Here is a 23,324-nt window from a genome sequence, read left to right as displayed (position 1 = left end):
GAGTCGTCAGCCCTTCACCGTGTCGGAGAGCTCGAGACTGCCGACGAACTCCTGGAAGCTCGGCACCTCGTCGGGGCAGTAGATCTTGAGGACGAGGAGCTGTCCCTTGACCACCCGGTTGTCCGAGATGATCGGTCGCATCCCCGGACCGGCCGCGCCGTTCATGAGCTGGCCGAGGAGGACGCCCTTGCGCAAGGACCCGTTCGGGTCGTCGCACACCGCACCACCGTCGTCCCCGAGGAGCCGCACGACCTGGTCCTTGCTCGGCGCACGGGCTCCGGCAGCCGTGAGGGCCGCGATGAGCTGCGTGGCCTTCTGGTCGGCCTGCTGGGACGTCTTGCCCGAGTGGAAGGTCAGCAGGGCGATGACCGTCAGGGCCACGACCGCGATGCCGGCGACGATGTAGGTCGTCCGGTTCTGCTGGTACGTGGCGCTCTCCGTGATGTTCATGACGAGCTCACCTCCGCCCCTTCAGGCTGCTTCCATGACGGCTTGCGCATCTTGTAGAAGAGGAACGGGACGAGCAGACCGAGGCCGAGCGCGCCAGCCGCGACGATCACGAGATACGTTGCGGGACTGCCCGATCCGAACTGCGAGGGCGGGACGAACCCGATGAGCAGCGCCGCGAGCGAGGCGGCGAAACCGATGCCGCAGAGCGCCCCGAGCATCGGCGCGCGGTAGCCGCGCGCGTGGTCCGGGTCGTTGCGCCGCAGGCGAACCGCGGCCACGAACATCAGCAGGTACATGATGAGGTAGACCTGCGTCGTGATGACCGAGAAGATCCAGTAGGCGCTCGACACGTTCGGGATCAGGGCGTAGCCGAGCCCGATGATCGTCGTGATGATGCCCTGGGCGACGAGGATGTTCTGCTGGACGCCGTTCTTGTTCAGCTTCTGCAGCACCGGTGGCAGGTAGCCCTCCTGGCGCGAGATGAGCAGCAGACCCTTCGACGGGCCGGCGAGCCAGGTGAGCATGCCGCCGAGCGACGCGGTCACCAGCATGATCCCGACGATCGGGGTCAGCCACTGTGCGCCGAAGTTGGCGAAGACCGCGTCGAAGGCCTGCATGACCCCGGCCGTGAGCGACAGCTCCTCGGCGGGCACGATCCAGCTGATCGCCAGGGCCGGGAGGATGAAGATCGTCAGCACCAGCCCCATCGCGAGGAACATCGACTTCGGGAACTCCTTGGCCGGGTTCTTCAGCGAACCGACGTGCACGGCGTTCATCTCCATGCCGGAGTACGACAGGAAGTTGTTGACGATGAGCACGAGGCTGGAGAGTCCCGCCCAGACGGGCAGCAGGTTGTCCGCGGTCATCGGGGCGGCGGACGGGTTGCCCTGACCCAGGAAGACGGCGCCCAACGTGACGAGGACAACCCCTGGGATCAGCGTCCCGATGATGAGCCCGGCACTCGCGAGGCCGGAGACGCCCTTGGTCCCACGCGACGACACCCACACGGCGGACCAGTACACGACGACGATGACCAAGGCGGTCCACACGCCGTTGGACGCGAGCGCCGGGTTGATGACGTAGGCCAAGGTGCTCGCGACGAAGCCCAGCAGGCTGGGGTAGTAGAAGATCGTCATGGCGAACTGGCACCACACGGCGAGGAACCCCATCGGCTTGGAGATGCCGCGGGCCACCCAGTTGTAGACGCCACCGTCCCACCCGGAGGCGAGCTCCGCCGAGACCAGGGAGGTCGGGATCAGGAAGACGATCGCCGGGACGATGTACAGGAAGACGCACGCCAGGCCGTACACCGCCATCGTCGGGGCCGCCCGGAGGCTGGCGACGGAGCTGGTCGTCATCATGGCCAGGGCGATCCACGAGATGTAGGCCGTGGCCGGTGCCCTGGTGCGCCTCGTGGTGGCGGCGACGGGCTCGTCGGCCGACGCGTCCATGGCACTCATGACCGCACCCCCGGCCTGGTCGTGGTGAGCAGTCCTGCGCCCGAGCCGCGCTCGTGCATCGTTCGCGTGTTGCCTCCGTACGCCCTCACGCCCATCTCCATGCCGACCACCGTCCACTCCTGAGATCCCTGCACGTACCTCCAGATTCCTGCGCGAAGTCGTCCACGGGCCTCACTCCTTTGGGTTGATACCGGGTCAGACCTCACTCGACGACGGCGAGCCCGTGGTCGGTGTTGTTGAGTCGCAGGGCGCCCGTCTCGGTCACGGTCACGATGTCCTCGATGCGCACCCCGAAGCGTCCGGCGAGGTAGATCCCGGGCTCGACCGAGAAGCACATCCCCGGCACGAGGGGCTGTTCCTCGCCCTCGACCATGTAGGGGGGCTCGTGGGTCGTCACCCCGATGCCGTGACCGGTCCGGTGGATGAACTCCTTGCCGTAGCCCGCGCCCGTGATGACGGCTCGCGCCGCGCGGTCGACGTCCTGGCACCTCGCGCCCGGGAGGGCCGCGGCGACACCGGCCTCCTGCGCGAGCCGCACGATCTCGTGGACGTCGCGGATCTGCTGGGTCGGCTCCCCCACGCACACCGTGCGGGTGGTGTCGGACCCGTAGCCGAACATCAGGCCGCCGAAGTCCAGGACGACCGCGTCGCCCTGCTGGATCACGCGTTCGCCGGCCTCGTGGTGCGGGTTGGCACCGTTGGGACCTGACCCCACCACCGTGAAGTCGACCTGCTCGTGCCCGAAGTGACGCAGCAGCCCGGCAAGGTCTGCGGCCACCTCGGTCTCTCGGCGTCCGGCGAAGCGGACCTTGACGATCTCCCCGTAGGCCGCGTCGGCCGCAGCACCCGCCACCGTGAGCCGCGCCAGCTCGTCGGCTCCCTTGACCGCCCGCATCATCGGCAGCCCATGGGTGAGTGACCGGTACGTCGTGCGTGGCAGGGCACCCTGGAGACCGAGCAGGTGCAGGGCCCATGCCGAGTCGGAGACGCCGTACGTGCCGTCTGCTCGCAGCAACGGCGTGGCGGCTCGGTAGGGGTCGGTGGCGTCGGCCCAGTCCAGCACCCTCATGCCGCGCACCCCCTCGGCCGCCTCGGCGTCGGGCCGTTCGAGGGCCGGGACCAGCAGCGTCGGCTCCTGGTCGGGCGCGAGCACGAGCACCGTGAGCCGTTCGGTGATCGCCGTGGGCTGGTAGCCCGTGAGCCAGACGAGGTCGGGTCCGGGGGTCACGAGGACGCCGGCGAGGCCGGCCTCTGCAGCGGCTGCCACGACGCGTCGCCCACGCGCCAGGTAGTCGTCCACGGTGAACGGCGATGGTGGCTGCACGTCGACGGGGCTCATGGCTGTCTCCCTTGGGTAGCGCGCCCCCATGCTAGGTCTGCGTCACCAGAGGGTTGCTCACCCGATCGGGATGACATCCTTCCCCGCTCGCCGGCCACCGCCACATACGCGCCGACGTCGTCGAACCTGCACCCATCGTTCACCCGGCAGCGTTAGGTTCGGCAGTGTGGTCGACGCGTCCGCGGCGACCCTGACGAGGAGCGCGCGTGGTGGACCCCCTGCTGGCCGGCGACCGCGCCGCCACGCCCCGGACGCTCGTCGACGTGCTCGCCGACGTCACCGCGTGCCACCCCGACGCGCCGGCGCTCGACGACACGGTGACCGTCCTGACCTATACCGAGCTGACCGAGCAGGCGCGGCGGATGGCCAAGGAGCTCAAGGCTGCGGGCGTACGCCGTGGCGACCGGGTCGGCGTCCGGGTGCCCTCGGGGACGACCGACCTCTACGTCGCCGTGCTCGGCATCCTCCACGCGGGAGCGGCCTACGTCCCCGTCGACGTCGACGACCCGCAGGAGCGAGCCGACCTCGTCTTCTCCGAGGCCGCCGTGGCAGCCGTCGTCGGGGCCCGTCGCCAGATCTCGGTGCCCTCGTCGGGCTCGTCGTCCGTGAGGACCGTACGCCGACCCGCACCGCGCGGGGCGCGCGAGGGTCGCCACCAGCCCACTCCCCTGCCGGACGTGCGGGTGGACGACGACGCGTGGGTGATCTTCACCTCCGGGTCGACCGGCGTGCCCAAGGGCGTTGCCGTCTCGCACCGTTCGGCAGCCGCTTTTGTCGACGCGGAGGCCCGGATGTTCTTGCAGGACAGTCCGATCGGGCCCGGTGACCGGGTGCTTGCCGGGCTCTCGGTGGCCTTCGACGCCTCCTGCGAGGAGATGTGGCTCGCGTGGGGCCACGGGGCATGCCTGGTCCCGGCCCCCCGGAGCCTGGTGCGCACCGGCATGGATCTCGGGCCGTGGCTCGTGGCCCAGGACGTCACGGTCGTCTCCACCGTCCCGACGCTCGCGGCGCTCTGGCCCGCCGAGGCGCTCGAGCCGGTGCGCCTGCTGATCTTCGGCGGCGAGGCGTGCCCGCCCGAGCTCGCCGAGCGGCTCGTCGCGCCTGACCGCGAGGTGTGGAACACCTACGGTCCGACCGAGGCGACCGTCGTCGCGTGCGGAGCCCGGCTCGACGGTACGACCCCGATCCGGATCGGCCTACCCCTCGACGGCTGGGACCTCGCCGTCGTCGGCCCCGACGATCGTCCGGTCGCGACGGGCGAGACGGGCCAGCTCATCATCGGCGGGGTCGGCCTGGCCCGCTACCTCGACCCGGCCAAGGACGCGGAGAAGTACGCGCCCATGCCGACCCTGGGATGGACGCGCGCCTACCGCTCGGGCGACCTCGTCGTGAACGACCCGGAGGGCCTCGTCTTCGTCGGCCGGGCCGACGAGCAGGTCAAGCTCGGCGGCCGGCGGATCGAGCTCGGCGAGGTCGACGCCGCGCTGCAGTCCCTGCCCGGGGTGTCGGGCGCTGCCGCAGCGGTCAAGACCACGAGTGCCGGCAGCCAGGTGCTCGTCGGCTACGTCGTCCCCGAGCAACGCGGTCAGGTCGACCCGCACGTCATCCCCGGCGACTTCGACCGCACTGCTGCTCTCGCGCGACTGCACGAGGAGCTGCCGTCGGCGCTCGTTCCGGTGCTCGCCGTCGTCGAGGCGCTACCGACCCGGACCTCGGGCAAGGTCGACCGCGCGGCCCTGCCGTGGCCGCTGCCCGGGACCGCCGACGACGGGCCGAGCGACCTCGCCGGCACCGCTGCGTGGCTGGCCGAACACTGGACCGCGGTGCTCGGCACCGAGGTGCGCTCGGTCGAGGCCGACTTCTTCGACCACGGCGGCGGCAGCCTGTCGTCGGCCCGACTGGTGTCGCTGCTGCGCGAGCGCTACCCCACGGTCACCGTGGCCGACATCCACACCCATCCTCGCCTCGGCGCGCAGGCCGAGCTCCTCGAGACGATGGACACCGCCGACGGGTCGAGGATCGAGCGCACCGTGCGCCGCATCCCGCGCCGCACCCAGCTCGTGCAGACCGCCGTGTCGCTCGTCCTGCTCACGGTCAAGGGGCTGCAGTGGCTCGTGGGCCTCGCGACCCTGACCGAGCTGCTCCGTCTCGCCGACCTCGCCGACTGGTCGCAGCCCGTTTCGTGGTGGGCGCTGGCGTTCGGCTGGCTCCTGTTCATCACCCCGCTCGGGCGGATGGGCCTGTCCGCGGTGGCCGCTCGCACCCTGCTCGCCGGCGTGCAGCCCGGCAGCTACCCGCGCGGTGGGAGCGTCCAGATGCGCCTCTGGGCCGCCGAGCGCTTCGCCGACGCCATGGGCGCCATCACGATGGCCGGCGCCCCGTGGATCATCTACTACGCGAGGATGCTCGGCGCCTCGGTCGGCACGGGCGTCGACCTGCACTCGGTGCCGCCGGTCACCGGCATGCTGACGATCGGCTCCGGTGCCAGCATCGAACCCGAGGTCGACCTCTCGGGCTACTGGATCGACGGCGACGTCGTGCACGTCGGCCTGGTCCACATCGGGCGGGAGGCCGTCATCGGCGCTCGGAGCACCATCGGTCCCGACGTGCACATCGGCCGCGGGGTGGTCGTCGAGGCCGGCTCGACCGTCCTGCGGTCCGTGCGCCCGGGTCGGGTCGTGGCCGGCTCCCCCGCCCAGCGGGTGTCCGACTCGAGCCATGCGGGCTGGCCCGCCACGCGCCCACCCAACGCCCCCGCGTGGCTCGCCGTCTACGGGCTGTCGGGCGTCCTCCTGTCGGTCCTGCCCTTCCTGGCGCTCGTCCCGGGCGTGTTCCTCGTCGGCGGGGCGGTCGCCCGGGCCACGGGCTCGCGCGAGGCGGTCGTGACGGCATACGCGGCGGTGCCCGTCCTGACCGTGCTCGGGGTGGTCTCGCTCGCCGCCATCACGATCGTGCTGGTGCGCCTGCTCGGCACAGGCTTGCGCGAGGGCTACTACCCGGTGCGCGGGAGGGTCGGGTGGCAGGTGTGGGCGACCGAGCGCCTGCTCGACCAGGCCCGGACGCTGCTCTTCCCCGTCTACGCGAGCCTCGTGACACCGATGTGGCTGCGCGCCCTGGGCGCGCGGGTCGGACGGGACGTCGAGGCCTCGACCGTGCTCCTGCTGCCGTCGATGACCTCGGTCGCCGACGGTGCCTTCCTCGCCGACGACACGATGGTGGCGAGCTACGAGCTCGCCCACGGGTGGGTGCACATCGCCCCCGCGAAGATCGGCAAGCGGGCCTTCCTCGGCAACAGCGGCATGACGGCCCCGGGTCGGCGCGTGCCGAAGCACGGACTCGTCGCGGTGCTCTCGGCCGCACCGCAGAAGTCGAAAGCCGGGTCGAGCTGGCTGGGCAGTCCCCCGGTGCGGCTGCGACGACCGCCGCAGGGGTCCGACGACGAGAGGACCTTCGCACCTCCGTTGCGGCTCAAGGTGGTCCGTGGGCTGGTCGAGCTGTGCCGGATCATCCCCGTCATGGTGACCGTCGCCATCGGCGTCAGCGTCCTCGTGGCGCTCCAGTGGCTTGTCGACCTCGTCGGCCTCGCCGGAGCAGCAGCCCTGGGCGGCGTCGTCCTCGCGGCAGCCGGAGCCCTCGCCGCCGCGGTGACGACCCTCGCGAAGTGGGTCGTCGTCGGCCGCATCGGCGCCGTCGAGCACCCCCTGTGGAGCTCGTTCGTGTGGCGCAACGAGGTCGTCGACACGTTCGTCGAGATGGTCGCCGGCCCGTGGTTCGCCTGGACGGCGACGGGCACGCCCGCCATCAACGTCTGGCTGCGAAGCCTGGGGGCCCGGATCGGGCATGGTGTCTGGTGTGAGACCTACTGGCTGCCCGAGGCGGACCTCGTGACCCTCGGTGACGGTGTGACCGTCAACCGGGGCTGCGTCCTCCAGACCCATCTCTTCCATGATCGAATCATGAGCATGGACACGGTCACGCTCGAGGACGGAGCCACCCTCGGCCCCAACGGGGTGATCCTGCCTGCGGCCAGCATCGGGTCGGCCGCGACCGTGGGGCCCGGTTCGCTGGTGCTCCGGGGTGAGGCCGTGCCGAGCGGGACGCGCTGGACGGGCAACCCGATCGCGCCGTGGAGCGGCGTCGCGTCCCGGCCGGCCTCCGCGTCGGCGTCCGGGCCTGCGTCCGGGCCGGCTTCCGGGCCGGCTGCCGGGCCGGCCTCCGGGGACCTCGAGGTCGGCGCACGATGACGGGCGGTCTCGCCCAGCAGGTGCCCGCGCTCACCGACCCGTACACCCCGGACCGTGGTGACCCGGCCTACGAGGTCACCCACTACGACCTCGACCTCGACTACAAGGTGTCGACCAACCGCCTCGCCGGTCGCGCCGTCCTCGACGTCACCGCCCTCGAGGACGCGCGGCGGCTCGTCGTCGACCTCGTCGGGCTGCGCGTCCTCAAGGTGTCGGTCGGCGGAGCCGCAGCCAAGTGGGTCCACCGCGGCCCCCGCGTCGTGGTGACCCCGTCGAGGCCGCTGACGCGCGGCGAGCGCACCCAGGTCGTGATCACGTATGCCGGCACGCCCGGTCCCGTCGCGACGCGCTGGGGCGACGTCGGCTGGGAGGAGCTCTCCGAGGGCGCGCTCGTGGCCGCGCAGCCCAACGGCGCCGCGACCTGGTTCCCGTGCAACGACCACCCGCGCACCAAGGCCACGTACCGACTGGCGTTCGAGTGCGACTCGCCCTACGACGTCGTGGCGACGGGCGCCCTCGTCGCGGCCCGGACCCGGGGCAGCCGCACGCGGCGGGTGTTCGAGCAGGGCGTTCCCATGGCGACCTACCTCGCGACGGTGCACGTCGGTCGGTACGTCCGGCGTGCGCTGGCCCCGGCCGACGTGCCGATCACCGTCGTGCTTCCCGTGCAGCAAGAGCGCGACGTCCTGCACGACCTGGGCCGCCTGCCCGAGATGACCCGCCTCTACGAGGCGCTCTTCGGGCCATACCCGTTCGACGACTACACCGTCGTCGTCACGGCCGACGACCTCGAGATCCCCCTCGAGGCCCACGCCATGGCCACGTTCGGTCCGAACTGGCTCGACGGGCGCCGCCGTCACGAGCGCCTCGTCGCGCACGAGCTCGCCCACCAGTGGTTCGGCAACAGCCTCACCCCCGAGACGTGGGCCGACATCTGGCTCAACGAGGGGTTCGCCTGCTACGCCGAGTGGCTCTGGGCCGAGCACGCCGACGGAGTGCCCGTCCGGGTCAACGCCGCGACCCACTGGTCCCGGCTCACCAGGCTTCGGCAGGACGTCGTCCTGGCCGACCCCGGGCCCGACCTCATGTTCGACGACCGCGTCTACAAGCGTGGCGCCCTGACCCTGCACGCCCTGCGGCTGCAGCTCGGTGACGTCGCCTTCTTCGACCTCGTGCGCGACTGGGTCGCGACCCACCGACACGGGTCGGTGTCCACCGACGAGTTCGTCGAGCACGTCGAGACCTTCGTGAGGGAGATGGCGCCTGGATCGGGCGAGGCGGCCGCGGGACGCGCACGTGAGCTGCTCGAAAGGTGGCTCTGGGCCACTCCCCTCCCCCGGGTCGTCGCGGGCGGCTGACCTGTGTCAGTGGCGCCGGACCCGCAGCGCTCCCGCGGGTGACGCCAGAGCGACGGCGGCGGCATACGGCCTCGGCACGTCGAGGTCGACGACCGTTACGGACGACATCCCCGGCACCACCGCGGCGGGGACGCCCGACCTCGGCGTCACGAAGGTGGTGGGGTCGACACGGAGCCCGACCCCCAGTGCCTTGAGGGCGGCCTCCTTGCGCACCCACGTCGTCGCCTCGGCGAATGTCCTTGTGTCGTCGCCGCGTTCGTCACGATGGAGTGCCACGTCCTCGTAACCGCCGAACCGGGTCGCATCGACGAGGTCGACGTCGACGCCCACGGGCCCGGACCGGCTGAGAGCGAGCACGACGACCGAGCGGGTGCGACTCAGCGACAGGTGGATCCCGGGGTCGTCGAGCAGGCGTGGGACGTCGTGCTGCCGACCGCAGTCGGGGCACGTGCGGTCGAATCGCAGCGACTCCGGAGGCCGGCCGACGAGCCGCCCGATCTCCCGACGGGCGAGTACGTGGAGCGCGAGGTATGCCGTGGCGTCGCGCGGGTCCGCGAGCCGCGCCCACCGCTCGCGTTCGTGCGGGTCGAGTCCGTCGAGCGTCTCTGGCCCGATGCCCGCCGCTCCCCTCGCCGGCGGTGTCTCGCGCAGCCAGACGTCGACGGTCGCGACCGTCATGACCGTCGATCCGTCGGGGCGTCCACACGCCAAGGATCCGTGGGTCGGCCCGCGCCCGCAACCGGCCGTCCCCGGAGGCGCCGCCCGGAGATCGCCCTCACGAGGTGATGCGTGCTCCACGTCGCGGTGGCACCGTCGAGGAGAGCCAGCGACGCATTCCTTCCCGAAGCGTCACGCCCCGGAGGAGACACCGTGAGTAGCGAGACCCAGTCATCGACGACATCGGGAGCACGCGAGGGGCAGCCGGCCCGGAGGGTGGCCCACCTGACTCCCCAGGAGCGCGTGGCCCGCGGCAAGGCCGCCCGCAACGAGACGCCGAGAAGCAGTCATGCCGGGTGGGCGCCGGCGACGAACCGGCTGGACCCGATCGCCCTCCTCGAGGAGCAGGCGACCAGCAGGGTGCCCGAGCTCGTCCCGCTGCGCTACGGACGCATGCTCGTCTCACCGTTCACCTTCTACCGCGGCGCTGCCCTGATCATGGCCAACGACCTCTCCCCCACCCCGCGCTCGGGGTTCATCAGCCAGATCTGCGGTGACGCGCACCTCTCGAACTTCGGCGTGTTCGCCTCCCCCGAGCGCCGCCTGCTCTTCGACATGAACGACTTCGACGAGACGCTGCCCGGCCCGTGGGAGTGGGACGTCAAACGCCTCGCGGCCAGCTTCGAGATCGCCGGGCGGGACCGTGGCTTCGCGCCCGCCGACCGGCGCACGATCGTCACGGCGTGCGTCGCCGAGTACCGGAGCCGGATGCAGCAGTTCGCCGCCGCGCGCAACCTCGACGTCTGGTACGCGCACATCGAGGTCGAGCAGCTGCTCGAGCTCCTGAAGACGAGCGTGACGAAGAAGCAGAAGGCCAAGGCCGAGGCCAACGTGGCCAAGGCTCGCACGCGAGACAGCATGCAGGCCTTCACCAAGCTCACCCATGACGTCGACGGGCATCGCCGCATCATCTCCGACGCCCCCCTCATCGTGCCGATCGAGGAGCTGGCGGCGGGTACGGGGCATGACGACGTCGGGGGCGAGCTGCGCGGTCTGATCAGGTCGTACCGCCGCACCCTCGAGACCGACCGCCGCGAGCTGCTGGAGTCCTTCGACTACGTCCACGCCGCGCGCAAGGTCGTCGGTGTCGGCAGCGTCGGCACCCGGGCCTGGATCGTCCTCCTCCTCGGACGGGACGGGCAGGACCCGCTCTTCCTCCAGGCGAAGGAGGCTCAGGAGTCCGTCCTCGAGAGGTTTGTCGGCAAGAGCAAGTACGTCAACCACGGGCAGCGGGTCGTCGCCGGCCAGAGGTTGATGCAGGCGGCCAGCGACATCTTCCTCGGCTGGCAGCGCGTCAAGGGCTTCGACGGTCAGGTGCGCGACTTCTACCTCCGTCAGCTGCGTGACTGGAAGGGGTCCGCCGACGTCGACAGCATGGGCTCGGGCCCGATGACGGCGTACGCCCGGGTCTGTGGCGCGACCCTGGCCCGCGCCCATGCCCGCTCCGGCGACCGCATCGCGATCGCGTCCTACCTGGGCACGAGCGACACGTTCGACCGGGCGATCGCCGCCTTCTCGTCGGCCTACGCCGACCAGAACGAACGCGACTACGCCGCGCTCGTCGACGCGGTCGAGTCCGGACGACTCGAGGCGCAGACCGGCATGTGACCGACGGACGAGTGATGCCAGCGGGATCCGGGCCGAACGCGGCGCAGGGCTCGGGTGAACGGGCCCGCGCGCTCTCTCCCGACGGCGTCATCCCGGTGCCATCATGTCGTCATGACCACGTATCGCCCGGACACGACCGCGGGCGCTGCTGACGGCATACGGGCAGCGTCCGACCTCACCACCCTCGCCCGCGCGCTGGCCGAGACCTCGGGTCTCATGCCGACCCTCGGACAGGTCGCCAGAAGATCGCTGGACCTCGTGCCCTGTGACTGGGCGGCGGTCGCGGTCGCGGAACGCTTCACCGCCCATCGGGCTCGCCTTTCGGACTCGACCGACGAGACCCTGATGGCGGCCGTGGCCGACATCGCCGGCCGTGCCGGCACGAGTCCCGGCATCGTGGCCCTGCATGCGGTCGACCCGGTGGTCTGCAACGACCTCGACCGGGAGTGCCGCTTTCCCGAGTACGCGCGGGAGATGGTCGCCCGCACCCCCGTCCGGGCCGTGCTGTCGGTGCCCCTGCGCATGAACGAGGCACCTCTCGGCGTCCTGACGCTCTACAGCCGCGCGTCCGGGGCCTTCGACCCGGAGGCAGTGGACCGGGCCGTGCTCGTCGCAGAACACGCGGCCATCGCGATCGAGGCCGCGCGCACGGACGACCGGGCGGAGCACCTCGAGCTCGCGCTGCGCAACAGCCGCACCATCGGCGCCGCCATCGGGATCCTCGTCGAGCGTCACCGGATCTGCACCGACGAAGCCTTCGAGCGGTTGCGCGGCATCAGTCAGCACAACAACCGCAAGCTCGTCGACGTCGCCCAGGAGCTCGTCGACACCGGTGCGCTCCCCCAGGTGCGATGACCGGTGCTGGACCACACCGCCTGCCTTGAGGCCACGGCGACTCAGCACACCCGGCCTTCAGCGGTCCTGGGGACCGTCACGCCAGCACTCTGTCCGGCGGACGACGGCGGCGCCGGGGTGGTGGGTACGTGCGGTACGTGGAGCCGATAGCAGAAACACGTGACGTGCTGACCCGCATGGCCATGGAGGGCGAGGTGTCGATCGGCGAGCAGCTGGCGTTGGTCAACGACCGCCTCACGAGGAGGGTCCCGGACGTCGTCGCCTTCAGTGTCGGGGTCGTTCGGCGTGGGCTGACGCTGACCTATGTGACGACCCAGCTCGACGCCGCGCGTCTCGACGCGGCACAGTACGCCGACGACGGCCCGTGTGAGGAGGCCGCACGGACGGGCAGGGTCGTGGCCGTCGACCACGACGAGCTGCTCGACGAGGGCCGGTGGCAGCTGTTCGCCCAGAGCAGCGCCGCCGCGGGGATCCACAGCACGCTGTCGATCCCGGTCATGGACGCCGGCAGAGTCGTCGGAGGCGTCAACCTCTACGGCCGGACTGCGAGCACGTTCGAGGGTCGGCACGAGGAGGTCGCCACCATCGTCGGCGGCTGGGCGGCCGGCGCAGTCAGCAACGCCGACCTCAGCTTCAGCACGCGACTCGAGGCGACCCGAGCCCGTCGGCGACTGCATGATCTCGAGACCGTGCGCGCCGCGGTGCAGGTCCTCGTGAACGAGCGCGGCGTGAGTGCCCAGATGGCGGAGACGAAGCTCTACGAGGCGGCGGCACAGGCCGGCATACCCGTGATCGCCTTGGCCCACATGGTGATCGGGGACAGTGACGGCTCCTCGACCCCGTGATCAGACCGCGACAGTGGGCGTGCTGCCGACCCGAGGTCGACAGCACGCCCGATCGTGGGACGAAGACGGTCAGAGCGGGTTGCGCTCGTCGTAGGTGTCTCCGTAGTAGGTCCCCAGTCGATCGCGATACGCAGGATCGCTCACGTCGTCCTCTCCCAGTTCGGGCGAGTCCTTGATCTGGTCCTTCCTGCGATCGATGTAGACGCTCCCCTCGTCCCAGTCGACGCGCTCCACGGTCCCGGCCGGAAGCATGACCTTGCGGCCGAAGATCCAGGGTCCGGTGTCAACGACGACGTAGCCGGCGCCCACGTCACGAGTGGCGCCGTCGATCCGACCGATGTCACCGTCTGCGGCATGGACCTTGAAGCCCGTCAGGTCGTCCTGACGGTCCGAGACCCCCGTGCTCTCCCGGTAGTTCCACGCGTCCCAGTCGTGGATCGTCATGGCTTCTCCCTTCGTTGGAGTGCTTGTGCGTCAGGCTCGTACCCGGGTCTCGGTGCCTCTAACGGTTACGACGATCCACGCATTTCGCCCTGCCGCTCGTGAGGCGACTGTCATGACCGCCAGCAGGCGGGGTGAACGACCTGCTGACGTGGGTATGGGCGAAGAAGGACCCTCGGACTCGGCCCATCCCATCCGACCCTCCAGCGGAAGGAGAGTCTGTATCGGCACCACGCCGAACACAGACGGACGACTCATGGAAAACCCCTCGACCAGCAGCACTCACCCCACGTGCCCGAGCTGCGGAGCGACCCGTAGCCCTGAGGCGATTCCGTACAAGCAGGGGGACGGTGCCCTCGCCGTCTACACGTGCGCATCGTGCGGTGCACGTTTCGAGAGCTGGACCACCAGCACCGCAGGTGACGGTGACCCGTTGGCCCCGGGCCACGCAACGGACTAGCTCCTCAACCAAGCCTCATCGGTGACGCCACGCCCGACGGCCGGCACGGCCTCAAGGCTGCCGATCGCGTTGCCACGGCGGTCCGAACTTGGTGGCAGATTCTCCCTGGCAGAGCGCTGTTCCCAGGCTTCGCGTCGAACCTGACACCGGGGTGGTTCTCGCTCTCGAGCGTGCCGCTCTCCAGCTCGGCCATGGTGTCCCACTTGGGCCCGTAGTCCACGGGTCGGTCCTGCCGCCCGTCGAAACAGCACACGGTGCACGACAGCGACTCACGAACCTCGGTGCTGAACGGGAGGGATCGGCGTGCGTCACCTGCGTGAGGAGATGCGTTCGGGCCCTGCCGTCGACGCACGAACCGCCGTTCGACTCCCCTAGAAGAAGACGGCTCCGATGGCGGTGCCGACGACGACGGTGGTCACCGACAGGACCAGCATCGGGACGAAGTAGCTGTGGTCGACCAGCTTGGTGCCGAGCTTCGTGGTGCCAGACAGGTCGAAGTTCGCGCCCGCGATCTGCGGACCACCCGTCGGCAGCGTGTAGACGCCGCCGATGGCGCCCGCCCACATGCCGGTGACGATGCCCGGCGGGAGGCCGGCCGCCAGGCCGATCGGGACCATGGTCCGCGTGGCGGTCGACTGGCTGGTGGTGAGGGCGGCGACGATGAAGACCGACAGCGCGAAGACGAACCGGTAGTCGTTGACCCACCCACCGACGGTCTCGACGATGACCTCCTCGTTGGCCGCGATGAACGTCGCGGTCAGCCAGGCGATGCCGAAGAGGGCGATGGCCGACATCATGCCGGCCTTGAACACGGACTGGTCGGGCACCGTCTTCACCGATGGCTTGCCCAGGAAGAGGATCGCGACACCGACGACGAACATCACCATGACGATCGTGGTGGTCATGTCGATCGGGACGGGACCCTCGCCCGAGTCGAACGCCGGGCGCAGGTCCGGGAAGAGGCCCAGCACCACGATCAGCAGCACGCCCGTCAGGAACGCCATGGCCGCGTTGCGCCCTTCCTTGGTCGCGGTCAGCCGCGCGGACGCAGGCTCCAGGGGAGCCTCGGTCCCAAGGGCCTGGGCATCCGTCGCGCCCGCGCCGGTGCTCGCCGGGGGCGCTGCGGCTGTGGCTGCCGCACCGGGCTGTCCGGGTGCGGCCAGGAGCCCGGCGCGGATCCGCTCCTGCACCTCGGGGTCGTCGGCGAGCTCGGCGCCCATTCGGTTGACGACGAGCGACGTCACGACGATGCCGATGACACAGGCGGGGAAGGTGATGAGCAGGATCTGGGTGAGCCCCAGGCCGTACGTCGGGGTGTCGGTGAGGGTCAGCATGGCCGCCATCGCTGCCGAGACCGGGCTGGCGGCCAGGGCGACGCCGGACTGGACCACGCTGACGCTGATCGGTCGCGACGGACGTATGCCGTTGCGGTACGACACGTCGTAGATCACCGGCAGGAGGGGGTAGAGGATGTTGCTCGTCCCCGCCCCGACCGAGAAGAGGAAGGCCGTGAGCGGGGCGATCAGGGTGATCTGCTTCGGTCGGCTCTCGATGATCCTGGCGGCCACCAGCACCATCCAGTCGATCCCGCCGGCCGCCTGCATCATCGAGGCGGCCGTCACGACGGCCAGGATGATGGCGATGGCTGCCGCGGGCGGCTCGCCCGGAGCCTCACGGAAGACGAAGACGAGGACGAACACGCCGAGGCCGCCCCAGAGCCCGACACCGACGCCGCTGACCCGGGTGCCCATGAGGATGCACCCGAGGACGACCAGCGCCTCCAGCACGAAGATGATGCCGTCCATGCTTGGACCTGCCTCTCGATACGACGTTCCCGGGTGCGGATCGCGGTCCACCTGTGACGCGCGATGAACCCGGGAACCGAAGCTGACGGTTCGGGGCTGCGACTAGTGGATGGACCCGCCGACGGTGCGCTCGTCGGGCTTGTCGGCGTACTCGACGATGGCGCCGATACCCGCGGCCAGAGCCGTCGTCATGTCGTCGATTCCCATCGACGGCTGAGGAGGCTGGTTGACGACCTGCTGCGGCGAGTAGGGCACGTGGACGAAACCGGCTCTCTTGCCGGGGAACTCGTGATCGCTCATGTAGAGGGACTGGTACATGATGTGGTTGCAGACATAAGTGCCGGCCGTGTTGGAGACCCGCCCCGGGATCCCCGCCCGCCGCATCGCGGTGACCATCGCCTTGACGGGCAGCGAGGTGAAGTAGGCGGCCGGTCCGTCCTCCCGGATCGGGGTGTCGATGGGCTGTTTCCCGTCGTTGTCCGGGATACGGCCGTCGTCGACGTTGATGGCGACGCGCTCGGGGGTCACCTCGAACCGGCCGCCGGCCTGCCCGACGTGGAGCACGACGTCCGGGTCGTGCTCGACGATCGCCTCATGGACGACGTCGGCCGACCGACCGAACACCACGGGGATCTGCACCTTGATGATCTCGGCGCCCGAGATCGTGTCGGGAAGGTGACGGACCGCCTCCCACGAGGGGTTGATGGGCTCGCCGCCGAACGGCTCGAAGCCGGTGACCAGGATCTTCATGAGACGTGCCTCCATCTTCCCTGGGTCAGAACGCCCAGACGTACATCAGGACGACCTGGATGACGAACAGGACTGCTGCCAGTGGTGCTTGCGCCTTGATGACGCCGTAGGTGTTCTTCATCTCGAGCAGGCCGACCGGCAGAGCGTTGAAGTTGGCCGCCATCGGGGTGACCAGGGTGCCGCAGAAGCCGGTCGTCATGGCGATCGCGCCGACGATGACGGGGTTGCCCCCGAGCGCGATGACGAACGGGATCCCGATGCCGGTCGTGATCACCGTGAACGCGGCGAACGTGTTGCCGACGATGATGGTGAACAGGGCCATGCCGACGCAGTAGGCGATGACGCCGGCCAGCTGGTTGCCTTCCGGCACGATCTTGGCGATGCCGTTGGCGACGACCTCGCCGACGCCCCCGTTGGTGAAGACGACACCGAGCATCGCGAGGAACTGCGGGAGCATGCCGATCGGGCCGACCTGCTGGATCATCCGGTCGGACTGCGCCACGACCACCGGGGCCGGAGCACGGGTCAGGACCCAGGCGATGACCAGGGCGAGGACCGACGCGATGCCGATCGCGATCGAGCCCGACTGGTCACCGAACGGCGCCCACGTCGAGATCAGGACCGCGATCGCGGCCAGGGACAGCGCCGGCGCGAACAGCCAGTTCCCGAGCCGTCGGGCGTGCGCTCCCCGGTCCTCCGGTGTGCCCTCGTCGAAGGTGCCGGTCTTGACACCTCGTGCCAAGGACAACGCGCCGACGGCCAGGACGATGATGCCGGCGAGCCGGTCGGGCAGCACGGCGCCGAACGCGAACGTGATGCTGAGCAGCAGCCAGAACGCTGCCGTCGTGACCCGGCGCGGGTTCGAGTGGTCGAGGAACGCCCGGATGCCGGTGACGGCGAGCAGGACGCCGATGAGCACGAAGGTGGCTTCGAGGAGCCCCGGTCCGAGGTCACTCATCGCCGGCCACCTCGCTCCCCTCAGCGTCCGCGGTGTGTTTGGTGAGCCGGCGGTCGATGTTCCAGAAATGGACGGCGGCGACGATGGCGGCGATCAGGATCATCGGCAGCGACGCGGCCGCGATGAGCTCCGGGGTGACGTCGTAGCCGGCCTCCGTCAGGGTGCCGACGATCAGCAGGACTCCGGAGGCGGCGACGAAGCCGTTCTGCCCGAAGAAGTTCCCGATGTTCTCCGACAGCGCGCTCTCCGCCTTGACCAGCTCGGTGTCCGACTCGGAGCTCGAGCCACGGCTCTTCGCCGCGGCCGAGCTCATCGGGTGCACGATCGGCCGGACGAACTGGACCATGCCGCTGATCCGGATCCCGAAGATGCCCGTGAGCTGCCGGATGACGGTGTAGATGGTCAGGAACCTGCCTGGCGTGAGCGCATGCAGCTTGCTGATGAGGTTGATGGCTTGCTCCTTGAGCCCGTACCGCTCCGAGAGAGCGATCATCGGCAGCGTCAGGAGGAACAACGACACCGCACGGTTGTCGACGAACGCCTTGCCGAGGAGATCCAAGAACGCGAGGAAGGACTCGCCCGCCGCGAGTGTCGTCACCAGTGCGGCGGCGATGACGACAGCGATGACGTCCAGCTTCAGAAGGAAACCGACGACGATGACCAACACACCGACCAGCACGAACCACTCCGGCATGGCGAACTCCTGATCTCCTGACCTGCCCGGGCACTTCCGCACAAACCACGAACCACGTCCATCTCGCTCGACCACGGTGGCACCGGCAGGACGGGCTCGACCTCACTCTTCCGGGTTGAGAAGCCGAGCCAGATGGTGGTTGAGGTCCAGCGATCCCGGGATCCCAGATTTGCCGAGAACCGCTGGGGCCGAACCGTTCTCGCGCACGTCAGCCCCAAGAGGCTCTACGGGCAACCCATTCCCCGGAGAACCCCGAACGTCTTGTGGCGGTTGGCCTCAGGCGCGGTCGTGCAGTGTGACGTGGTAGCCGTCGGGGTCCGCAAAGGTGAACGTGCGGCCGAAAGGGCCGTCGATGGGCGCCGAGACGATGGTGTGACCGTCGGCGTCCAGGGCATCGTGGATGGCCTGGACGTCCGTGGCGTGGAGCCAGATCGCGGCACCGACGCCGGGCTGGGCAACAGAGGCGAGTTCGGTACCGGGCACGAGGTCGCGCAGTGCGAATGCGATCGGCGTGGTCTCGAAGACGACGGCATGCGGCGGCCCGGCCTGCGAGCGGACCAGACCGAGGTACCGCTCGTAGAACTCCCGGGAGGCGTTGAGGTCGGTTGCTTGGAGTGAGATGAAATCGGGACCGGTGACGGGCAAGACTGCCTCCTTGGCTACGTGTCAGGATGCTGACACGCACGACGGTATGTCAGACTACTGACATGAGTCAACACGGGGTCGGCGTCGACCTGGAGACGTCACTGGGCTACCTGCTGAAAGAGGCGTCGAGCGCCCTCCGCGCCGCCATGGAGGACGTGCTGCGGCCGCTCGGGATGAGCGTGACGCGCTACTCGTGCCTCGAGCTGCTGGCTCAGCGCCCGGGCTTGTCGAACTCTGAGCTGGCCCGAGGAGCATTCGTGACCCGCCAGTCGATGAACGTGCTTCTCCAAGCCCTTGAACGGGAGGGCTACGTGACCCGGCCCGCGGAGGCACCCGTCGGCAAGGCTCTTCCGACGCGACTGACGCCTCGCGGCCGACGGAGCCTGGAGAAGGCCACGGTGGCGGTTCGGTCCGTCGAGGTGCGAATGCTGGGGGGTATGACCGAGACCGAGCACCAGGACGCCTTCCGCATCCTGCGCAGCATGATCCAAGCCCTGCGCGACGGCAACGACGGCGCCTAAGGGCTTGCCCGCCTGCAGTCCCGGTGGAAGCCGTCGTGTGGTCGGGCACGGCGAACGACTTCGCCGCGGGCAGGCGAGCCTGGCCCTGCACTGCCTGACAACACACTTGAGCATCGAGGCCCGTTCGGACCTCAGTTGCGGGTTGTTGCGGCGTCATCCAAATGTCGTAGAAGCAGGTCGGGCATTCGGCGGGCCACGAGTGAGGGTCGAGTCCATAGCGTTTCAAGCATGACTCCGTGGCCACCATCCCGGCCTTCGCGCCCGGGGACCTCCCGGGTACGTCTGGCTCTGCGCAGTGCCGGGATGAGCTTGGTCGCGGCGATGGTGCTCGCCGTTGGCGGCAGCCCCTCGGCGACGTGGGCCGCCACAGTGTCTGACGAGGTGCATTACACGTTCACGGGCTCCAACTCTGTCGCCATCGACTGGCGCGGTCAGGCCAACGACGTGCGCTGGGGGACGACGACGGACTACGGAAACTCCGCCACGGGAGTGGCGCCCGCCTGGATGCCATGGTCGTCACCCGGTCCGTTCTGGCAGCTGGAGATCGGGGGGCTCAGTGCCGGCAGCACGTACCACTACTCGATCGGCGGAGGCCCGGACTACACCTTCCATGCCCCGCCGACGACGAACTACCGGTTCGATGCCATCGGGGACATCGGTGACACAGCGCACTTCGGGAAGCTCGGGACCACGCTGGACAACATCAGCGCGGATGACCCGTCGTTCGTGCTCATGGTGGGCGACCTCACGTATGCCAACAGCGGGAGCAGCGGTCAAAGTGCCGTCGACACGCACTTCAACGACGTGATGCGCTGGAGCGTACGGGCCGCGTACATGCCCGCCTGGGGCAACCACGAGTACGACGTGCCGGGATCAGACGACCTGCGAAACTACAAGGGTCGCCTGCTGCTGCCGAATGCCGCCGCCTCCCCCGGGTCTCCGGCGATCTCGTGTTGCGGCGACGACTGGGGGTGGTTCGACTCCGGGCCCGTGCGGTTCATCTCCTACCCGGAGCCGTGGACCGGCGCGTGGACCGACTGGCAGTCCAAGGCCGGACCGGTGATGCGCCAGGCCCAGGACGACCCGAACATCAAGTACATCGTCACCTATGGTCACCGTCCCGCGTACTCGACCGGCTACCACGCTGGCGAGACGCAGATCGCGTCCATTCTGGGCGGCTTCGGAGCGGCGTACAGCAAGTACGTGCTGAACATCAACGGCCACTCGCACGACTACGAGCGGTTCGAGCCCATCCAGGGCGTCACCCATGTCACGGTGGGGGCGCCTTCCTCACTCGAGCAGCCGTGGACCAGCACAGACGCGCGGACCGCGAACCGGGCCATGCACCTGTCTCACTTGCGGGTCGACGTCGGCGACACCGGGATCAAGCTGCAGGCGATCTGCGACCAGTCCACACCGGGTGAGGACCTGACGTGCAGTGCCGGAAGTGTCATCGACGAGTTCGTCATCGGCACTCCACCGGCCCTGCCGGTTGCCAGCGACTTCTACGTGGACAAGACGAGCTCGGCCTGCAGCGACTCGGGGCTCGGATCGAAGGAGGCGCCGTTCTGCACGGTCACCAAGGGGGTGGCCCGCTTGCAGCCTGGCAACGCCCTCTACATCGGAGACGGGAGCTACGCCGAGACGATCAAGCCGTCCGTGTCAGGCACGGCCAGTGCACCGGTCACGATCACCAGCTGGCCGGGCCGCAGCCCAGTGATCGGCAATGGTGTGACCAACGGGGCCTACATCTCGAACAAGAGCTACATCACTTTGTCCAACCTCACCTTCACGGCGACCACTGGTGACGGGGTCTATGTCACCAAGAGCGACCACATCACCGTCGCCGGCAACACCGTCACCAACACCGGTCGGCAGGTGCAGGGAGCGACGGCCCCCGGGATCAGCATCCGGGCCACCAACAACTCAGTGGTGTCCAACAACGACACCACCCACAACAGCGACACCGGCATCTACGTGACCAACACGTCGACCGGCAACACGATCAGCAGCAACGAGTCGAGCTACAACGCGCAGGGGTGGCAACGCAACGCCACCGGCATCAACGTCACCAGTCCGGGCAACACCATCACCCGCAACGTCACCCACGACAACGAGGACACGGGTGTCCAGCTCTACACCGGCGCCAACAACAACCTGGTCACCTTGAACGTCACCTACAACAACGGGGACCACGGCATCGACAACCTCAACGTGACCGGCGGCACGATCGTCGGGAACACCGTTTTCCACAACTGCACGAGCGGCATCAACCTCGAAGGCGCGACGTCGGGGAGCTACCGCATCGCCAACAACATCGCCGTCGACAACGCCGTCTACCCAGCGTATTCAGGCATCGCCTGCGCTCGCCGCGCCGGCAACATCGGTGTATGGGACGGCGCCCAGAACTCCACGTTGGTGGACCACAACCTGGTCTACCTGAGCAAGTCGGGAGTGATGTACGCGTGGGGAACGACGTACAGCACCCTGACCGCGATGAAGTCGGCGTCCGGGCAGGAGGCCGCAGGGATACAGGCTGACCCCGTGTTCCTCGACAAGCCGTCTTGGAACCTGCAGCTCAAGGAGGGATCGCCCGCCATCGACCGTGCCGACAGCGGGGTGCCGGGTGAGCAGACCACCGACATCCTGAGCTACCCACGAGTGCGAGACCCCAACGTCAGCAATGCCTTCGCGGCCGGACCGCGCCTGTATGACGACCTCGGCGCCTACGAGCTGCAACCGGACATCGTGCCCGTCCCCATCCAGCCGCCGGTCGCCGGCCTGACCCTCACCCCGTCGCAGGGCACCGCACCCCTCGCGGTAACCGCAGACGCCAGCGCCTCTGTCGACCCTCAGGGGCAGGTCCTGAGCTACGCGTTCGACTTCGGTGACGGCGCCACCGTGACGCCGCAGGCCCAGCCAACCGTCAGCCACACGTACCTCAACAGCGGGGTCTACACCGTCAGGGTCACCGCGCGGAACACCTCCGGCGTCACCGGCACCGCCAGCGGGACCGTCACGGTCAACGCCCCACCGCCACCCGTACTGCCACCCACCGCGGTGCTCACCGTCACACCGACCGATGGGGTTGCGCCCCTGCCGGTGACGGCGGACGCGTCCGCCTCCACCGATCCCCAGGGCGCCGCGCTGACATATGCGTTCGACTTCGGGGATGGGACGGTCCTGCCTGCGCAGACCTCCCCCACGGCGACCCATGTGTACCAGAGCCAGGGCACGTTCTCGGCCACGGTCACGGTGGCGAGTGCTAGCGGGCTCACCGGCATCGCCGGCACCACGGTGACGGCGACGACGGCCCCGAACGTCCAGCCCCCCGCCGCATCGCTGAGCATGAACCCGACCGGCGGCACGGCACCACTGCCCGTCACCGCGGACGCGTCCGCGTCCAGCGACCCACAAGGCCAGAGCCTGACCTACGCCTTCGACTTCGGCGACGGAACCACCGNCATGAACCCGACCAGCGGCACCACACCCCTGCCGGTCACCGCGGACGCGTCCGCGTCCAGCGACCCACAAGGCCAGAGCCTGACCTACGCCTTCGACTTCGGCGACGGAACCACCGCGCCCGCCCAACCCAGCCCCACCGCCACGCACACCTACACAGCGGCAGGGTCGTACCTGGTGACGCTGACGGTCCGGAACGTCAGCGGGCTGAGCGACACGGCCGCGACCACCATTGCCGTGAGCGACCCGCCGCCGATCCAGGCTCCGGTCGCCCGGCTCACCATGAACCCGACCAGCGGCACCACACCCCTGCCGGTCACCGCGGACGCGTCCGCGTCCAGCGACCCACAAGGCCAGAGCCTGACCTACGCCTTCGACTTCGGCGACGGAACCACCGTGCCCGCCCAACACCGCGGACGCGTCCGCGTCCAGCGACCCACAAGGCCAGAGCCTGACCTACGCCTTCGACTTCGGCGACGGAACCACCGTGCCCGCCCAASCCAGCCCSACSGCCACCCACACCTACAGCACCACCGGCACCTTCACGGCCACCCTCACCGTGACCAACARCTCCGGGMGAACCGCCACCGCCCAGCAAACCGTCACCACCACCGCGCCGATCCAGGCTCCGGTCGCCCGGCTCASCATGAACCCGACCAGCGGCACCACACCCCTGCCGGTCACCGCGGACGCGTCCGCGTCCAGCGACCCA

At 69.5% G+C, this 23,324-nt stretch carries 17 protein-coding genes and 2 pseudogenes; 9 read left to right on the top strand and 10 right to left on the bottom strand.

What is annotated here, in order from left to right; all coding sequences use genetic code 11:
- Positions 1 to 6 precede the first annotated feature (6 nt).
- The 3 genes from ASD90_RS11920 to ASD90_RS11910 form a co-directional block, all read right to left on the bottom strand.
- Positions 7 to 450, bottom strand: coding sequence for a hypothetical protein (locus ASD90_RS11920; protein ID WP_056756513.1), 444 nt, complete (start codon positions 448 to 450; stop codon positions 7 to 9).
- The gene (locus ASD90_RS11915) at positions 447 to 1,910 is read right to left on the bottom strand and encodes an APC family permease (protein WP_082588678.1); all 1,464 of its coding nucleotides are present in this window, start codon (positions 1,908 to 1,910) and stop codon (positions 447 to 449) included. Before ASD90_RS11915 ends, ASD90_RS11920 begins: the two co-directional genes overlap by 4 nt.
- 202 nt (positions 1,911 to 2,112) lie before the next feature.
- A complete protein-coding gene (locus ASD90_RS11910) occupies positions 2,113 to 3,249 on the bottom strand; it encodes an aminopeptidase P family protein (RefSeq protein ID WP_056756510.1) in 1,137 nt (378 codons plus the stop codon).
- A 206-nt stretch (positions 3,250 to 3,455) separates the two neighbouring features.
- Here ASD90_RS11910 and ASD90_RS11905 point away from each other — a divergent pair, with 206 nt between their 5' ends.
- Both ASD90_RS11905 and ASD90_RS11900 read left to right on the top strand, forming a co-directional pair.
- On the top strand, positions 3,456 to 7,493 hold the full coding sequence (locus tag ASD90_RS11905) for a Pls/PosA family non-ribosomal peptide synthetase (RefSeq protein WP_056756507.1): 4,038 nt from the start codon (positions 3,456 to 3,458) through the stop codon (positions 7,491 to 7,493).
- Positions 7,490 to 8,851 carry a M1 family metallopeptidase gene (locus ASD90_RS11900; protein ID WP_056757589.1) on the top strand — a complete coding sequence of 454 codons (1,362 nt, stop codon included), beginning with the start codon at positions 7,490 to 7,492 and terminating at the stop codon, positions 8,849 to 8,851. The genes ASD90_RS11905 and ASD90_RS11900 overlap by 4 nt, the downstream gene beginning before the upstream one ends.
- Positions 8,852 to 8,857: 6 nt before the next feature.
- Here ASD90_RS11900 and ASD90_RS11895 read toward each other — a convergent pair whose 3' ends face one another.
- Positions 8,858 to 9,529, bottom strand: a complete 672-nt coding sequence (locus tag ASD90_RS11895; RefSeq protein ID WP_056756504.1) for a 4'-phosphopantetheinyl transferase superfamily protein — start codon at positions 9,527 to 9,529, stop codon at positions 8,858 to 8,860.
- A gap of 192 nt (positions 9,530 to 9,721) precedes the next feature.
- Between ASD90_RS11895 and ASD90_RS11890 the strand changes: the two genes are divergently transcribed.
- The 3 genes from ASD90_RS11890 to ASD90_RS11880 all read left to right on the top strand — a co-directional run bounded on the left by ASD90_RS11890 (position 9,722) and on the right by ASD90_RS11880 (position 12,876).
- Positions 9,722 to 11,176, top strand: a complete 1,455-nt coding sequence (locus ASD90_RS11890; protein ID WP_082588677.1) for a DUF2252 domain-containing protein — start codon at positions 9,722 to 9,724, stop codon at positions 11,174 to 11,176.
- 111 nt (positions 11,177 to 11,287) lie between these two features.
- Positions 11,288 to 12,031 (top strand): GAF and ANTAR domain-containing protein, encoded by a 744-nt coding sequence (locus ASD90_RS11885; protein ID WP_056756498.1) that lies wholly within the window; start codon positions 11,288 to 11,290, stop codon positions 12,029 to 12,031.
- Between the two features lie 164 nt (positions 12,032 to 12,195).
- Positions 12,196 to 12,876, top strand: coding sequence for a GAF domain-containing protein (locus ASD90_RS11880; protein ID WP_056756496.1), 681 nt, complete (start codon positions 12,196 to 12,198; stop codon positions 12,874 to 12,876).
- Positions 12,877 to 12,945: 69 nt separating this feature from the next.
- Here the strand turns inward: ASD90_RS11880 and ASD90_RS11875 are convergent, their stop codons facing one another.
- The 6 genes from ASD90_RS11875 to ASD90_RS11850 all read right to left on the bottom strand — a co-directional run bounded on the left by ASD90_RS11875 (position 12,946) and on the right by ASD90_RS11850 (position 18,629).
- On the bottom strand, positions 12,946 to 13,320 hold the full coding sequence (locus ASD90_RS11875) for a hypothetical protein (protein WP_056756494.1): 375 nt from the start codon (positions 13,318 to 13,320) through the stop codon (positions 12,946 to 12,948).
- Positions 13,321 to 14,148: 828 nt separating this feature from the next.
- Positions 14,149 to 15,582 (bottom strand): anaerobic C4-dicarboxylate transporter family protein, encoded by a 1,434-nt coding sequence (locus ASD90_RS11870; RefSeq protein WP_056756491.1) that lies wholly within the window; start codon positions 15,580 to 15,582, stop codon positions 14,149 to 14,151.
- A gap of 102 nt (positions 15,583 to 15,684) precedes the next feature.
- On the bottom strand, positions 15,685 to 16,332 hold the full coding sequence (pcp, locus tag ASD90_RS11865) for a pyroglutamyl-peptidase I (RefSeq protein ID WP_056756488.1): 648 nt from the start codon (positions 16,330 to 16,332) through the stop codon (positions 15,685 to 15,687).
- Between the two features lie 25 nt (positions 16,333 to 16,357).
- Positions 16,358 to 17,290: a DUF979 domain-containing protein gene (locus ASD90_RS11860; protein ID WP_056756485.1), complete on the bottom strand. Its 933-nt coding sequence runs from the start codon at positions 17,288 to 17,290 to the stop codon at positions 16,358 to 16,360.
- Positions 17,283 to 17,984: a 5-oxoproline transporter, DUF969 family subunit gene (locus tag ASD90_RS11855; protein WP_056756483.1), complete on the bottom strand. Its 702-nt coding sequence runs from the start codon at positions 17,982 to 17,984 to the stop codon at positions 17,283 to 17,285. The genes ASD90_RS11860 and ASD90_RS11855 overlap by 8 nt, the downstream gene beginning before the upstream one ends.
- A gap of 276 nt (positions 17,985 to 18,260) precedes the next feature.
- Entirely contained in the window at positions 18,261 to 18,629 is a 369-nt protein-coding gene (locus ASD90_RS11850; protein ID WP_056756481.1) for a VOC family protein, read from the bottom strand.
- Between the two features lie 62 nt (positions 18,630 to 18,691).
- Between ASD90_RS11850 and ASD90_RS11845 the strand changes: the two genes are divergently transcribed.
- From ASD90_RS11845 to ASD90_RS24715, 4 genes and pseudogenes are all read left to right on the top strand, one after another.
- Positions 18,692 to 19,150, top strand: a complete 459-nt coding sequence (locus ASD90_RS11845; RefSeq protein ID WP_056756477.1) for a MarR family winged helix-turn-helix transcriptional regulator — start codon at positions 18,692 to 18,694, stop codon at positions 19,148 to 19,150.
- A 228-nt stretch (positions 19,151 to 19,378) separates the two neighbouring features.
- Positions 19,379 to 22,613 (top strand): annotated as a pseudogene (locus ASD90_RS24725) (PKD domain-containing protein); the annotation flags it as partial.
- Positions 22,614 to 22,615: 2 nt separating this feature from the next.
- Positions 22,616 to 23,002, top strand: a pseudogene (locus ASD90_RS24720) (PKD domain-containing protein); the annotation flags it as partial.
- A 61-nt stretch (positions 23,003 to 23,063) separates the two neighbouring features.
- On the top strand, positions 23,064 to 23,324 hold a 261-nt coding region (locus tag ASD90_RS24715; RefSeq protein WP_369793609.1), incomplete at its 3' end, for a PKD domain-containing protein.

The sequence above is a fragment of the Terrabacter sp. Root181 genome (assembly GCF_001428505.1).
GTDB lineage: Bacteria > Actinomycetota > Actinomycetes > Actinomycetales > Dermatophilaceae > Terrabacter.
This window is presented reverse-complemented; position numbering and strand designations above follow the sequence as displayed.